The following is a 15,161-nucleotide window of genomic DNA, read 5'->3' as shown; positions in this document are numbered from 1 at the left end:
CCCCGGCGCCCCCTGCCGCCCGCGGCGCCCGGCCGGGGTCGGGCTTGTCACAGCCTCGCCACATGGTTGGGTACGTCCCCGGGCGGGGGCGGGAGCGGGTGGTTAGCATGGCTGCGTTGACGCTGCCGAAACGATGGGGCTGAACTCTCACTATGAGTGAACGAGGCAGTGCGCTGCGCGGGCAGCTCGATCAGCTCTCCCGCGAAGTCGCCAAGTTCGGAGCGGTGGGCGGTGCGGGGCTGCTGGTCAACCTCGCCGTCTTCAACCTCGTACGCCACACCACCGAGATCCCCGTGGTGCGGGCGTCGATTCTGGCGACCGTCGTCGCGATCGCCTTCAACTACGTGGGCTTTCGGTACTTCACCTACCGGGACCGCGACAAGAGCGGGCGCACCAAGGAGCTCACGCTCTTTCTGCTGTTCAGCGTGGTCGGCCTGGTGATCGAGAACGGCATTCTGTACGCGGCGACGTACGGCTTCGACTGGGACAGCCCGCTGCAGAGCAACATCTTCAAGTTCCTCGGCATCGGTCTCGCGACGCTGTTCCGCTTCTGGTCCTACCGCACCTGGGTCTTCCGGGCGCTGCCCGCACGCGAGGCCGTGCACACGGCGGAATCGTTCCTGGGGCAGCGGCGGCCGGAGCCGGACCGCGTCGGGCGCTGAGCGTCTGGCGACGGGCGTCCTGGGCTGAGCGTCGGGCTTCGAGCGGCCTGGGCTGAGCGTCGGGCTCGGCCTGAGCGTCTGGCCGTCCGCTTCAGCGGACCGTGGGCGGGCCGTTCTTGCGGCTGCGCGCCACCCGGCTCAGGAACAGCGCGAAGACCGGCGGATGCTGCTGGAGCAGCTCCAGCCGGCCACCGTCCGCCTCCGCCAGATCGCGGGCCACGGCCAGTCCGATGCCGGTGGAATTGCGGCCGCTGATGGTCCGCTCGAAGATCCGCGCGCCGAGGTCGGCCGGGACGCCCGGGCCCTCGTCGGTCACCTCGACCACGGCCTGGTTTCCCGTGACACGGGTCCGCAGCGCGACCGTTCCGCCTCCGTGCATGAGCGAGTTCTCGATCAGTGCGGCAAGCACCTGGGCGACCGCGCCCGGGGTGCCGACGGCCTGCATGCCCTGCTTTCCCGAGCAGACGATGGCGCGGCCCGCACTGCGGTAGGCCGGGCGCCACTCCTCCAGCTGCTGCTTGACCACCTCGTCGAGGTCGAAGACGACGGCGGAGCCGGTGCGGGGGTCGCGGGAGTTCGTGAGCAGCCGGTCCACGACGTCGGTGAGCCGCTCCACCTGCGCGAGCGCGATGCTCGCCTCCTCCTTCACGGTGTCCGGGTCGTCGGTGAGGGTGATCTCCTCCAGCCGCATGGAGAGCGCGGTCAGCGGCGTACGGAGCTGATGCGAGGCGTCCGCGGCGAGCCGGCGCTCGGCGGTGAGCATGCGCGCGATGCGCTCGGCACTGGAGTCGAGGACATCAGCGACGCGGTCCAGCTCGGGGACGCCGTAGCGCTTGTGCCGGGGGCGCGGGTCGCCGGAGCCGAGGCGCTCGGCGGTCTCGGCGAGATCGGTGAGCGGGGAGCCGAGGCGGTTCGCCTGGCGTACGGCGAGCAGCACGGCGGCGACGACGGCGAGCAGCGCGACCCCGGCGATGATCAACAAGGTCCGCCCGACCTCGCGCGTCACGGACGAGCGGGACTCCTCGACGGTGACGCTCTCGTTGCGCTCACCGTGCGCGACCCCGCGGATGACGCTGCCGGTGGGGCGCTCGCCGATCTCGATCGGCTCGCGGCCGGGGATCGTGATGAGGGCGTACCGCTTGGCACCGCTCTGCTCGGAGAGGATGTCGGGGTTTACGGGCTCACCGCCGATGAGCCGGCTGTCGACGATGCTGACGAGGCGGAGGGCCTCGGAGTCGACGCTTTCCTGGGCGCTGCTGGAGATGGTGCGGGTCTCGACGAGGACGAGGGAGACACCGAAGACGGCGATGACGACGAGGACGACGGCGAGGGTTGAGGTGATGAGTCGTCGTCGCATGGTGCTCTCCGGCGGTGTCCGTTTGGTCGTTTCCAGGGGTCGTGGCTGCCGTGGGCCAGGGGCGTTGGAGGTTGCTGCCCGGTGGGTGGCTTCGCGGGCGAACCCGGAGGGCCGGCCCGGACAGGGTCACTCCCCACCGGAACGGTGTGAGCGCGGGGGGCCGTCCCGGGGGGCTCAGCTCTTTTCGAAGCGGAAACCCACACCCCGCACCGTCGCGATGTACCTCGGGTTCGCCGCGTCGTCGCCCAGTTTCTTGCGCAGCCAGGAGATGTGCATGTCCAGCGTCTTCGTCGAGGACCACCACGTCGTGTCCCAGACCTCGCGCATCAGCTGGTCGCGCGTGACCACCCGGCCCGCGTCCCGGACCAGGACGCGCAGCAGGTCGAACTCCTTCGCCGTGAGCTGCAGTTCCTCGTCGCCCATCCAGGCGCGGTGCGACTCGACGTCGATCCGCACGCCGTGCGTCGACGGCGCGGGAGAGGGTTCAGAGGCGCCGCGGCGCAGCAGGGCCCGGACTCGGGCGAGCAGTTCGGCGAGGCGGAACGGCTTGGTGACGTAGTCGTCGGCGCCGGCGTCCAGGCCGACCACGGTGTCGACCTCGTCCGCACGGGCCGTCAGCACCAGGATCGGCACCGTGTGGCCCTCGGCGCGCAGTCGTCTCGCGACCTCCAGGCCGTCCATGCCGGGCAGCCCCAGGTCGAGCACGACGAGGTCGACACCGCCTGCCAGTCCGGCGTCCAGCGCCGTCGGACCGTCCTCGCGGACCTCGACCTCGTAACCCTCCCGGCGCAGGGCGCGGGCCAGCGGCTCCGAGATGGAAGCGTCGTCCTCGGCGAGCAGTACACGGGTCATGGGGTGATGGTAGTCCGCGTGACGTACGCGTCGTTGCGTGATCGGCAAGACCTGCGGGTTAAGGATGCAATCATGATGACGACCTTCGATTCAGGGCCCCCGGTTCCAGGTATGCCTGTGATCCATCTCTCAAGTCCTTCCATATGCTGCCGTGTCGTGTCGTAAGGTGGCATGACGCCTGTAGCACGACACGGGACCTTTGGCCTGCCAGACCGGTCAAGGGTCTCTTTGCTGCGCGAGGTTGGGTTGCCGGCCTCGAGACAGTGAATGACCTGTGGGCCGGGCCCCGAGCGCGACACAGCGCGCGGGGCGTGGATCCCGGTGCGGACTGTCCCCCGTCTTCGCCTTCCGCGGAGTGAGCCCCCAAGGCGTGGGGTGGGACACCTCCCTTGCCGGTGCCGGCCGCCCCCCACCGGGCGCGTACCGCTCACGAAGCGCCGCGTCCCGAGCTAGCAAGGATCGATCCATGGCGTCCAGCCTGACGAAGGACTCGGTTGTCTCCGAGAAGACCTTCATCGGCCACCCCCGCGGCCTGGCCACACTCTTCATGACCGAGATGTGGGAGCGCTTCTCCTACTACGGCATGCGCGCCCTTCTCGTGTACTACCTGGTCTCCGGTGGTGCCGACGCGGCAACCGGCAGCCAGGGCGGCGGCCTCGCGATGACCGGGGCCACGGCCACGGCGATCTACTCCGTCTACGTCTCGATGGTCTACCTGATGGCCATGCCGGGCGGTTGGTTCGGTGACCGCGTATGGGGCGCTCGCAAGACCGTCACCGTCGCCGGCTTCGTGATCATGGCGGGCCACCTGTCGCTGGCCGTCCCCGGCCAGGCGATGTTCTTCGCCGGTCTCGTGCTCGTCGCCGTCGGCTCCGGTCTGCTGAAGGCCAACATCTCCACGATGGTGGGTCACCTCTACGACGGCCCGGACGACCCGCGCCGTGACGGTGGCTTCACGATCTTCTACATGGGCATCAACCTCGGCGCCTTTGCCGCCCCGCTGATCATCGGCACGGTCGGCAAGGAGTACAACTGGCACCTCGGATTCGCCCTCGCCGCCGTAGGCATGGCGCTGGGCCTGGCCCAACTGCTGATCGGTACGCGCCACCTGAGCGAGAAGAGCAGCGTCGTCCCCAACCCGCTGTCCGCCGATGAGCGCAGGGCTGTTCTCACCAAGGTCGTCGCCGTCGTCGCCGTCATCGCCGTCTTCTACGGCGCTGTTGTCGCCCTGGGTGCGTACACGCTGAACTGGGCCCTCGTCCCGCTGACCCTGGCGGGCCTGATCATCCCGATTGCCGTGCTGGTCCGCATCAAGCGCGACAAGGACCTCAGCACCGCCGAGCAGTCGAAGATGAGCGGCTACATCTGGTTCTTCGTCGCGGCCGCGGTCTTCTGGATGATCTACGACCAGGGTGGCTCCACCCTGTCGCTGTTCGCGGACAGCAAGACAGCGGGCACCTTGTTCGGCTTCGACTTCTCGGCCACCTGGTACCAGTCGCTGAATCCGCTGTTCGTCATGGCGCTGGCCCCGGTCTTCGCCTGGCTGTGGCTGTGGCTGGCCCGTAGGAACCAGGAGCCCAGCACCATCGTGAAGTTCGCGATGGGCCTGGTCGTCGTGGGCGCCTCGTTCTTCGTCTTCATCGTGCCGATGGGTATGGCCGCAGACGGCAAGGTGAGCCCGATGTGGCTGGTCTCGATCTACATGATCCAGACCATCGCCGAGCTGTGCCTGTCCCCGGTCGGCCTCTCGGTCACGACGAAGATGGCGCCGCAGAAGTACGCCAGCCAGATGATGGGTGTGTGGTTCCTCGCCGTCACCGCAGGTGACTGCACCACTGGTCTGCTCTCCCTCGCGGGCGTCGACCTCAACGGGACCTCGATCATCGCCATGCAGGCGCTGCTCGCCGTCGCGGCCGGTATTGCGATCTTCATGTACCGCAAGAAGGTCAAGACGCTGATGGGCGACGTCCACTGACGTAGCTCGTACGCGTAGAGCAGGGGCCGCCGCACCGGGTTCGGTGCGGCGGCCCTTCGCCGTGCCGAGCCGGTCTATCGCGTACCGCGCAGCCTGTGCCACGGGGTGAACGTGAAGACCGCGCCGCCCAGCAGGATCACCGTGCCCGCGACCAGGGCCAGGGCGCGCAGGGCGCCGTCGTTGTCGGAGCCCGTCTGGGCCAGGCCGCCGCTCGTGCTCGTGCCGCCGCTCGATGCGCCCCCACCCGAGCTGCCGCTGCCGTTGCTGGAGCTGCCCGACGCGCCGCCCGCCTGGGCCGACGTGTCGAGTTCGAGGGAGGCCTCCGCCGTGCCCTTGACCGTGCACGGGATGCTGATCTTCTGGCCGCCCAGGGTGACGTCGATCGTCAGGGTGCCGGGGCTGAGTGTGGACTTGCCGTTGGCGCCCGGCTTGTAGGTGCCGGTCATGTCGGGCAGGTCGACCGGTTTGCCCTGTTCCAGGGGGTCGGGGTTGGCGGGGCCGGTGACCGGGACGGTGCCCTTGTCGGCTCCGCCGAGAAGGACCGCCATGGAGGGCTTGAGTGCGCCCGCGGGGAGCGCCGCCGGGCTGTTCATGACGCCCTTGGCCGTCTTGACGACCAGGTCGTAACTGCCGCCGTTCTTCTTGGCGTTGATGGTCACCTTGGAGTTGATGCTCGCCGGTCCCGGCGACTTGCACGCGAAGGCGACGGTGACTTCCTTGCCGGGGAAGTCGGTCTGGCCGCCGCCCCCGCCGGAGGTGGATCCACCTGAGGTCGAACCGCCGGTAGTCGAGCCGCCGTTCGTGGTGCCGCCCGACGTGGTTCCGCCCGAGGTCGACCCGCCGCTCGTCGTGCCGCCCGTCGTACCGCCCCCGCCGTCCGTCACCTTGATCGTCGCCGCCGCCTTGACCGTCTCCTTCGGCGTGCACTTGGTGTCGGTCGACATCGGCTTGGAGACGTTGATGTTGTACGCGTCCGGCGTCAGCGTGACCTCGCCCGCCGTGGTCAGCTTGATCTTGCCCTTCATGTCGGACAGCTTCATCGGGCTGTTCTTGGGGATCGGCGGGTTCGAACGCGGCCCCTCCATCGCGATGTTCACGGTCTGCGCCCCGGCCGCCTTCAGCGTGCCCGTCGGCTTCACCGTGTCCTTCTCCAGGTCGAGGATGTCGGGGTTCTTCGAGGCCGCCTCGACGAACTTCCACACCACTTCGACCTCGTCGCCGACCTTCGCCTCGGCGGGCGCGGTTATCTGCACCTTCGTCGTGCCCTGCACGGGTGGCAGCCCCGAGATGGGTGGTGGGATGCACTCCGTCTTGTAGGCGACCTCGGCTGCCTGGGCGGGGCTTGCGGCCAGCAGGATCCCCGCGCCGCCGAGCATCAGCGCGACCCCGGCCGCGCTCATCCTCCGTTGCGTGCTCACGAATGTCCCTTCGTCGTGGACCGGTTGTCTGACGGTGCGGAGTCAGGTGTGAACCACGGCAGAGCCGCCGTGGTGGTCGTGGTGCTCCTCGGCCCGGGGTCCGGTGGCCTGCGGCGCAGCCGTACGGTGCGGTGGCGGCCATTGCTGTGGGCGCGGGGGCGGACGCGGTCGACGACCGCCATGCCGATACGGAAGACGGCGGCGGGCACGACCACGGCGAGCAGGATCCAGAAGATCGTCACGCCCCAGGGACGGCCCACGCCCCACGGCTGTTCGGCGAGCACCTTCGTGCCGTACTTGACCGAGATCTGGTAGTCGCCGTGCGCTCCGGCGGAGAGCTGGACGGGCAGCTTGACCAGTACCTTCTGGCCGGGCGCGATGGTGCCGCGCCACTGCTGCTCCTCCCATTGCGGGGCGAAGACGCCGTGCGCGGTGCCGATCTGGAAGACGGGGTCCTTCACCGGCTCGGAACCCAGGTTGCCGACGGTGAATTCGAGCCGGCGGGACGGCGGGGCTCCGAAGAAGACGAGGATGCCGGAGTCGCCTTCGAGCCGGGTGGCGGCGAGCACGGCGAGCCTTCCGCCGCCGGTGGGCCCGGGCAGCGGGGCGGTGGGGTGGCCCGCGACGACGAACGGGGCGTCCACGAGGGCCTGTTCACCGGTGACCGTCGCCACGTGCACCACGCAGGGGCAGGGTTTGGGCGGCTCGGCGACCGGCATCTTCTTGCTGAAGGCGCCCTTGGTGTCGGTGGTGACGGCGCGGCCGTCGGCGTTGGCGCAGGCGTTGGTGCCGCCGATGACGCCTTTACCGGGCGCGGCCTGCCCGCAGATGAGCATCATCAGCAGGGTGTTCGGCCGCCATCCGCTGCCGCTGACGGTGATGTCCCCGCCCGCGCCCGCCTGTTGCCGGGAGAGCTTGACCTCGGGTTGCGCGTCGGCCGCGGCGGCGCGGGGTGCCAGGGGGAACAGCAGGAACGGGAGCAGGGCGAGCAGGACGGCGAAGGTCTGCGCGGGACCGGCTTCGCGACGCGGCACGTCGACTTCGTACATCCTCATGCTCCTGACCTCGCCAAGTGCCGTTCGCTGCCGTTCTGTTCAGGGGCCGGCTCAGGGTCCGCAGGGCGTCGGCGGCGCAGGAACCACACCGTGCCGCCCGCCGCCGCGAGCAGCCCCGCTGCGGAACCCGCCACCGTCGCCCAGGGCACGAACGTCGCCGACGCCGACCCCTTCGCCCGGGCGTCGCCGGGCGCCGTCGACTCGACATGGACCGTCACCGAGTCCAGGGACGGATGATCGGGCCATTTCTCGGTGAGGGTGACGCGCTGGGCGGGGAGGAGTTCCACCGGGAGCGTGCGCGGCGCGCGGCGCAGCACCTCGCCGAAGAGGCCGTCCGCGCGGATCGTCACACGCGGGGTCAGGGCGGTGTTGCCGCGGTTGACGAGGCTGTAGTGGATCACGCCGCCGGAGACGCTCACCTGCTCGACCGTGAAGGCGGCCAGGGTCGGGCCGCTGACGCGCAGATGGATCCGTACGCCCGCCTCCCGCCCGCCGGAGGCCGCCACGATCGCGCCGGGGTGGTCGCCGGGGAGCGCGCCCGGGGGGACCGTGACCGAGAAGGGGATCTGTGCGCGCGTGCGCGGCGGAACTCTCACGCTCTCGGAGGCGAGCGTGATCCAGGTGCCCTCAGCGTGGGACATTCGCGCACCGCGTACAGCGAGCGCCCCGGTCTCCGTGTTGTACGCGTCGGCCGGGCGCAGCCGTACAGTGAGCGGCTTCGTGCCCGGGTTGGTCACGGACAGCGTGTCCTCCAGCACCGTTCCGGGCACGCCCTCCAGATAGACGTACGGCCGGTCGCCGCCCGGCCGCACCGTCCATGCCGCGTCCGCCGCCCGCGCCACGGGGGCGCACAGCGCGCACAGCAGCGCGGCAAGGGTGACGGCGAGGCGCGGCAGCACGGGTCAGCTCGCGGTCCGCTGACCGCGCCTGGTCAGCCAGAGCACTCCGGCAGCCCCGGACAGCAGCACGGTGCCGCCGAGCGTGCCGAGCGCGAGGGCCGAGTCGAGCGGGCCGGTCCTCGGCAGTTCGCCGCCGCCGGAGGGCGCGGACTGGGAGCCGGTCGCCGCGGCGACGTCCAGTTCGAGGGAGGGCTTCGGATTGTTCTTGGGCGTGCAGGTCGTCGTCGTACCAAGGGCCTTGATGGTCAGCACCCCGGCGGTGAAGGTGACCTTGCCACTCTTCTTGGGCGTGTACGTGCCCGACAAGTCACTGATTTTGATGGGGGTGTTGGCGGGGATCGCGGCCGCGTTCGGCGGCCCGGACACCGCGACCGTGCCCTCGTCGGCCCCGCCCAGCTTGATGAGGGCACTCGGCTTCATCGCGCCCTTGCCGAGCTCCACCGGGCTGGAGGAGACACCCTTCTGGAAGGTCATGGTCAGCTGGTAGCCGCTGCCGCTCTTGACGGCCTTGATGTCGATCGGCGAGACCGCGCCTTTCGGCCCGATCGGCGTCTGACACTGGTAGTCGACGTCCTGGACACTGGCATGGGCGGCGGGGGCGGCCATCAGCACCACCGAGCCCGCCACCGCTGCTGCCAGCGAGAGAGCTGTCCGCTTCTGGTACGACACCTCGAGTTCCCCTCATGCCGGAAGTTACCGCCGAGTGTCGCCGAAGTTACTGACGACACATCAGATCGGGCGCTCAAGGTACGCCTGGGACCTTGGGGAGGGAAGACAAAGAGCACGCCCTATTGACGTGCTCCACAAGAGTTTCAAAACCTGTCGTACACCACCCCGAGCGGCTACGACGGAGCGGCGAGGTCTGCCCAGACCGTCTTGCCCGGGGCGCCGGGGACCCGGACAACTCCCCAGTCCAGACAGAGCCGTTGGACGATGAACATGCCGTGCCCGCCGGGCCGGCCCGCCCGGTGCGGGGTGCGCGGCGCGGGCTGGCCGGTGCCGCGGTCCGTGACCTCGAGGCGCAGCACCTTGCCGTCGCAGCCGACCCGCAGTTCCTCCGGGCCCTCCGCGTGCAGGCAGGCGTTGGTGACCAGTTCGGAGACGACGAGCAGCACATCCTCGGCGGCCGCCCGGCGGTCGGCCGAGGCGGCGGGCAGCCAGCCCCAGTCGTAGAGCGCCTGGCGCGTGAAGTCGCGCGCGAGCGGCACGATGCCGCTCGCGCTGCCCAGGGCAAGCCTGCGCACCCTGGTGCCGGACACCCCGGAGGAGTCGGCGGCGCCGGCGCCGTTCGGCTCGGGACCGAGGTCGCCCGGCGGTTGCTGCCGGGTGGTGCTCATCAGCGCTTCACCTCACCGATTCACCGGTTCGCCATCTACTTCAGTACTCAGAGTGCTGGGCCATCAACGTTCTGCAGGGTTCTCCTGCCCTGCCGGATCGTGACAACACCCACGACGCCTGCGCGGTGCGCGTGACGCGGACTACAGGAAGGTGGGCCGTCAGTCGGAGAGGGCCTCTTCCAGCGAGTCGTGCAAGGTGAAGACCGCCTCCGCCCCGGTGATCTCGAAAACCCTCGCCACTACGGGCAGCATCCCGGCCAAATGGACCCCTCCCCCGGCCGCTTCCGCCTTCAGCCTGGCACCGAGCAGCACATTGAGTCCGGTGGAATCGCAGAATTCGAGCTGTGAGCAGTCGATGACAAGGCGCGCACGGCCCTGAGCGAGTGCTTCCTCCAAGGGCGCGCGGAGCAGATCGGCGGTGTGGTGATCCAACTCACCCGCCGGTTTCACAACCTCGCTGTGGCCCTCGGTCCGAACCTCGACCTGAAGCCGGCCCCGGTTCGCGCTGCCGACCGTCCCGCGGTCCATTGCCCGTCCCTCTTCGCCGTGTCGTTCGCTGCGTCATCACTGCGTATACACCGATGGTGCGCCGGATCGTCCACCGTGCCGCTCTGCGCGCACAGCGCCGCCGATGACGGCGCTGACGTCCGACGAACATTACGCCTTCCGTACGCCGGGGGGCCAGCCGAACTCCCCATCAAAACGGGCATATGGCGCATATGACACTTGCACCGGTCCACCCGGAGCGGGTAGGGCTAGTAGGGACACAAACAACCACGACCGGCTTTGGAGGCGCCGCTCACCGCAGCGCATGTATTGGCATCGGCAGCCATATGCCGAGAACGATGGAGGAGACCATGTCACCCCGGCTCGACGAAACGCGCACCCCCACCGCGCCGTCGGCACTGCCCGCCCCCGGCACCCCCCCGTCCGCGAGCCCCGACGGCCTCGAACTCGTCGAGGCACTCCCGGAGATCCCGCCGTACGACGAGATGGGAGCGCTGGACGCGCGAGCCCTGTCCAAGACGCTCTTCGGACGGCTCGACTCCCTCGAAGAGGGCACCCACGAGCACGCGTATGTGCGCAACACGCTCGTCGAACTCAACCTGGCGCTCGTGAAGTTCGCCGCCTCCCGCTTCCGCACCCGCAGCGAGCCCATGGAGGACATCATCCAGGTCGGCACGATCGGCCTGATCAAGGCGATCGACCGCTTCGAGCTCAGCCGGGGCGTGGAGTTCCCGACCTTCGCGATGCCGACCATCGTCGGTGAGATCAAGCGCTTCTTCCGCGACACCTCGTGGTCGGTGCGGGTACCGCGCCGCCTTCAGGAGCTGCGCCTCGACCTCGCCAAAGCGGGCGACGAACTCTCCCAGCGGCTCGACCGCGCACCCACCGTGGACGAGCTGGCCCAGCGGCTGGGCCTCAGCAACGACCAGGTCGTCGAGGGCATGGCGGCGAGCAACGCGTACACCGCGAGCTCCCTCGACGCCCAGCCCGAGGAGGACGACAGCGAGGGCGCGCTGGCCGACCGCATCGGCTACGAGGACCACGGTCTCGAAGGCATCGAGTACGTCGAGTCGCTGAAGCCGCTGATCGCAAGCCTTCCGCCCCGGGACCGCAAAATCCTCTCCCTGCGCTTCGTCGCGAACATGACGCAGTCGGAGATCGGTGAGGAGCTCGGCATCTCACAGATGCACGTGTCCCGGCTGCTGTCGCGCACTCTGGTCAGGCTCAGGGACGCCCTGACGCTGGAGGAATAGCCGCACGCACCGCGGGGACGCGCCGCACAGGCTGTCGGAAGGGTCCATTCCATGAGGGAATGGGCCCTTCCCCGTTATTGACGGGGCAGTCCCGATTGGTCCACATTGAGCGCGGGGTGAGTGGGGGGACAACATGGCCTCAGGGGAGGGCTGCCCGGCGGCGTTCGCAGCACTGGAAGAGCTGATGCGACAGCGCCTGGGCAGGGAATGTCTGTATGTGCCGTCATGCCGTCTAGGGCTGTATGTGGCGCTGCGCCACTGGTGCCCGCCCGGCGGGCGGGTTCTCATGTCTCCGGTCAACGACGACGTCATCTTCTTCGTGGTGCTGGCCGCGGGACTGCGTCCCGTCCAGGCGCCGCTGAGGGCCGAGGACGGTTCCCTCGACCTGGCGGCCGTGCCCGGGTCCGTGTGGCGCGGCGTTTCCGCCGTGCTCACCACCAATCTGTACGGAAATCCCGATCCGGCTCCCGAACTGCGCGCCCGCTGCGACGCGTTGGGGATCCCGCTCATCGAGGATGCCGCGCACGCGATCGGCAGCGAGGTGGCCGGGCAGCCGGTGGGGAGCTTCGGCGAGGCGTCCGTCTTCAGCCTCTCCAAGCACACCGGGGCCAAGACGGGCGGATTCCTCACTGTCGCCGACCCGGCGCTGCGGGCAACACTGGAGCGGGCCAGGGACGAACTCCTGCAGCCGAAGCGGCTCGCCGCCGAGCTCGCCTACGGCCTGCGCCCGTACGCCGAGGCCCGTGTGCGGGGACTGCGGCTGGTGGGGGCGGCCCGCGCCACTCTGCGGCTGCTCGGTCTCGAGGAGCGCGAGGACATCCGGATGGAGCTGCGGCCCGGCGAGCTGAAGCAGGCGATGTCGGCGGCGCCCGCGGCCCTGGAGCACTTCCACTCGTGGATACGGGTGGACATGCACGACTACCGCCTGAGACCGGGCAGGCTGCGGCTGCGGCGCACCGAGCGGCTGCTGACCCGCCTCGACAGCCGGCTGGCCGGCCACCGCGCCGGTACGCGGCTGCTCTCGGCCACCGAGTGGGCCCTGCCCCGGCCGGGACCCGCGCTGCCGCTGTTCCGGGTGCCGCTGCTGGTGCAGGACCGCGACGCCGCGATCGCCGCGCTCGCCCGGCGCCGGATCACCACCGGCTATCTCTACGATCCGCCGCTGGACGCGTACGCGGGTGACGTCTTCACCGATCCGTCGCCCGCGCCGGAAGCGGCCGCCTGGTTCGCCCGGCACGCGCTGCCCGTCGACCCGCTCCGGGCCGAGGCGGCGATATCGGTCCTCACCGAACTGGGCGCCCGGCCGGCCGAGCTCCCGGCGGTCTTCGGCGCCGGGCGAGAAGCCGGTACGGCCGGTACCGCCACCGGCGCAGCCGCAGGCCGGGCCACCCCGCCCGACAGCGACAACGACCGGCCCGCGGGCCCGCACCGCCCGCACAGCGACCGTGGAGACCCGGGCGCAGACCCGCCCGGGAAGGCCAACGACGACACAGACCGGCCCGCGGGCTCGCTCACCCCGCCCGCCGACCGCAGGGACCCCGGCGCGGACCCGCGCGGGCGGGGCGGCAGCGACAGGGACCCGGCCACCGGCCCGCGGGACCGGGACCGTGGCTGATACGACCCGGCTGCGTCGGCCGGACGCCTCCTACGCCGCGCCACCACCCGGCACCGAGCCGGACGCCGGCGCCGGGGACACCGAGCGGCCCAGCGGCGACTCGATGTTCCGCAATGCCTACGCCCTCATGCTCTCCACCGGCGTCTCCGCCGCCCTGGGCCTCGGTTTCTGGCTGGTCGCCGCCCGCTACTACACCAAGGACGCGGTCGGCGAGGGCTCCGCCGCCATCGCCGCGATGCGGCTGCTGGCCTCCATCACCGCCACCACCATGATCGGCGCGGTGGTGCGGTACGTGCCGCGGGCCGGACGGGCCACCGGGCCGCTGGTGTGGCGGGCGTACGCCGCCAGCTCCCTGGTGGTGTTCCTCGCCTCCGTCGGCTTCCTCTTCACGCTCGACCTGTGGGGCCCCTCGTACGCGCCGCTCGGCGGCGTCGGTCCCGGGCTGCTGTTCATCGCCTCCTGCATCGCCTGGGCGCTGCTGACGCTGCAGGACGGGGTGCTGACCGGGCTGCGCAAGGCCGTGTGGGTGCCCGTCGGCAACGCGGTCTTCTCCATCGGCAAGCTGCTGCTGCTCGCCGTCTTCGCCACCGCCCTGCCCGTGCTGGGCATCTTCGTCTCCTGGGCCGCGGCGATCGCCCTGTCCGTGCTGCCGCTCGGCTGGCTGATCTTCCGCCGCCTCATCCCCCGGCAGGCCGCGGCCGACCGCGACCGCGAGCCGCCCGCGCTGCGCGAGATCGGGCGCTTCCTCGCGGGTGACTCGGTCGGCTCGCTGTTCTCGCTGGCGATGATCAATCTGCTGCCGGTGATGGTCGCCGTCCGCTTCGACGCCGCGATCAACGGCTTCTTCTACATCGCGTACACCGTCGGCGGAACGATGGAGTTCATGGCCATCAACATGGCCTCCTCCCTGACCGCCCACGCCTCCCACAGCCCGGAGACGCTGGCCGCGGGGGTGCGCGGAGCACTGCGCAGGATGGCCGTGCTGCTGGTGCCCGTCGTGCTGTTCCTGGTCGCCTTCGCCCCGCAGATCCTCGCCCCGTTCGGTGACGCCTACGCCGAGCACGGCACGACGGTGCTGCGGCTGCTGGCCGCCGCCTCGCTGCCGCGCGTTGTGGTCGAGCTCTACATCGGGGTGCTGCGCGTCCAGGGGCGTACGGGCATGCTCGCAGCGCTCCAGGGCACGATGTGCGCGCTGGTGCTGGGCAGTGCGGCCGTGCTGCTCGGGGTGACCGGGATCGCCGGTGCGGGCTGGGCGGTGCTGCTGTCGATGACGCTGATGGCCGCGGTGTCCGCGCCCGGGCTGCGCGCCGCGCTGTCGGGCCGCGAGCCCCGGCCCGCCTGGTTCGCCCGGCTGGTGCGGCGCGGTCGCGTCGAGGAGGAGGTGTACGGCACGACGTGGGCGCGCCGGGCCGCCGAGCGCCGTGCGGAGGCGGTGGCCGAGTACGCCCGCGAGCACGGGTCGGACTGGGCGCGGCAGACCGCCTATCTGCGCGGTGCGCACGACGACACGGCCACGCCCGCTTTCGGTTTCCCCGTCTACGTCACCGATCCGGCCGGCAACGGGAGGGCGCGGCAGTCCGGGCTCCCGCAGACCGCGCAGGTGCCCGACGCGGGCGAGCGGCGGCTGGCTCTCGCGCTCTGGCTGATGCTCGGGCTCGCGGCCGTGCTGTTCTGGGCCCCGCTCTTCCGCGCCCCGGACATCACCATGGACCAGCTCTCCGGCACCCAGCTGCTCAGGGCGCTGCCGCCGGTCACCCTCACCGCGGGTGTGCTGCTCATCGTCGTCCACAGTGCCGCGATCTCGCTGCTGCGGCCACGCCCCGCGCTGCTCGGCGCCGGGCTGCTGGTCACGTTCGCCGCCCTGCACAGCGCGCCCGCGGTGCTCGGCTGGGAACCGGAGCCGGTGGACGGCGCGTGGTACGAGACACTGGCCGGCTTCCTCGCGTCGGCGGCCGGTCTGTCCGGCCCCGAACCGCTGCTGCGCTGGCTGCCGACATGCTGCCAACTGCTCTGTCTGGTCGCGGTGTTGGCCATTGCGCGGGCGATCAGGCTGCCGGTGGCGGCGCAGTGGGGAGCACTGTGGCTGCTCGCGGTGTGCGGCTGGGCGCTGCAGAGACCTTTCGCGCCCCTCGCGCTGCCGCTCCTGCTGCTTCTGACCTGCGCGGCACTCGCACTCGTCTGGATACGCGCGGCGCGTTCGGCGCCGAAACGGAACTGAACCACCGGGGGGA

Annotated in this window: 12 protein-coding genes and 1 pseudogene; 5 read left to right on the top strand and 8 right to left on the bottom strand. The window is 70.7% G+C overall.

The window, feature by feature from the left end; all coding sequences use genetic code 11:
- Positions 1-152 precede the first annotated feature (152 nt).
- Positions 153-662, top strand: coding sequence for a GtrA family protein (locus tag OOK40_RS01315; protein ID WP_266475845.1), 510 nt, complete (start codon positions 153-155; stop codon positions 660-662).
- 91 nt (positions 663-753) lie between these two features.
- Here OOK40_RS01315 and OOK40_RS01310 read toward each other — a convergent pair whose 3' ends face one another.
- Complete coding sequence (locus OOK40_RS01310) at positions 754-2,019, bottom strand: ATP-binding protein (protein ID WP_266475843.1); 1,266 nt, start codon at positions 2,017-2,019, stop codon at positions 754-756.
- A 174-nt stretch (positions 2,020-2,193) separates the two neighbouring features.
- Entirely contained in the window at positions 2,194-2,871 is a 678-nt protein-coding gene (locus tag OOK40_RS01305) for a response regulator transcription factor (RefSeq protein ID WP_266475842.1), read from the bottom strand.
- Positions 2,872-3,337: 466 nt separating this feature from the next.
- On the opposite strand from OOK40_RS01305, the gene OOK40_RS01300 reads away from it, so the two are divergent.
- Positions 3,338-4,846 (top strand): peptide MFS transporter, encoded by a 1,509-nt coding sequence (locus tag OOK40_RS01300; RefSeq protein ID WP_266475841.1) that lies wholly within the window; start codon positions 3,338-3,340, stop codon positions 4,844-4,846.
- 74 nt (positions 4,847-4,920) lie between these two features.
- Here the strand turns inward: OOK40_RS01300 and OOK40_RS01295 are convergent, their stop codons facing one another.
- The 6 genes from OOK40_RS01295 to OOK40_RS01270 form a co-directional block, all read right to left on the bottom strand.
- Complete coding sequence (locus tag OOK40_RS01295) at positions 4,921-6,246, bottom strand: hypothetical protein (protein WP_266478720.1); 1,326 nt, start codon at positions 6,244-6,246, stop codon at positions 4,921-4,923.
- A gap of 14 nt (positions 6,247-6,260) precedes the next feature.
- Positions 6,261-7,313, bottom strand: coding sequence for a hypothetical protein (locus OOK40_RS01290; RefSeq protein ID WP_266478717.1), 1,053 nt, complete (start codon positions 7,311-7,313; stop codon positions 6,261-6,263).
- Positions 7,314-7,315: 2 nt separating this feature from the next.
- The gene (locus tag OOK40_RS01285; protein ID WP_266475840.1) at positions 7,316-8,218 is read right to left on the bottom strand and encodes a hypothetical protein; all 903 of its coding nucleotides are present in this window, start codon (positions 8,216-8,218) and stop codon (positions 7,316-7,318) included.
- A 3-nt stretch (positions 8,219-8,221) separates the two neighbouring features.
- The gene (locus OOK40_RS01280) at positions 8,222-8,887 is read right to left on the bottom strand and encodes a peptidase (RefSeq protein WP_266475838.1); all 666 of its coding nucleotides are present in this window, start codon (positions 8,885-8,887) and stop codon (positions 8,222-8,224) included.
- A 173-nt stretch (positions 8,888-9,060) separates the two neighbouring features.
- Entirely contained in the window at positions 9,061-9,555 is a 495-nt protein-coding gene (locus OOK40_RS01275) for an ATP-binding protein (RefSeq protein WP_266475836.1), read from the bottom strand.
- A gap of 159 nt (positions 9,556-9,714) precedes the next feature.
- Positions 9,715-10,083 carry an STAS domain-containing protein gene (locus OOK40_RS01270; protein ID WP_266475835.1) on the bottom strand — a complete coding sequence of 123 codons (369 nt, stop codon included), beginning with the start codon at positions 10,081-10,083 and terminating at the stop codon, positions 9,715-9,717.
- Positions 10,084-10,400: 317 nt separating this feature from the next.
- Between OOK40_RS01270 and OOK40_RS01265 the strand changes: the two genes are divergently transcribed.
- The 3 genes and pseudogenes from OOK40_RS01265 (at position 10,401) to OOK40_RS01255 (ending at position 15,148) form a co-directional block, all read left to right on the top strand.
- Positions 10,401-11,315, top strand: a complete 915-nt coding sequence (locus OOK40_RS01265; RefSeq protein WP_266475834.1) for an RNA polymerase sigma factor SigF — start codon at positions 10,401-10,403, stop codon at positions 11,313-11,315.
- Positions 11,316-11,499: 184 nt separating this feature from the next.
- Positions 11,500-12,633 (top strand): annotated as a pseudogene (locus OOK40_RS01260) (DegT/DnrJ/EryC1/StrS family aminotransferase); the annotation flags it as partial.
- Positions 12,634-12,922: 289 nt separating this feature from the next.
- Complete coding sequence (locus OOK40_RS01255) at positions 12,923-15,148, top strand: lipopolysaccharide biosynthesis protein (RefSeq protein ID WP_266475832.1); 2,226 nt, start codon at positions 12,923-12,925, stop codon at positions 15,146-15,148.
- The last annotated feature ends 13 nt before the right edge of the window (positions 15,149-15,161 follow it).

It is taken from the genome of Streptomyces sp. NBC_01481, from assembly GCF_026339995.1.
Classification (GTDB): Bacteria; Actinomycetota; Actinomycetes; order Streptomycetales; family Streptomycetaceae; genus Streptomyces.
This window is presented reverse-complemented; position numbering and strand designations above follow the sequence as displayed.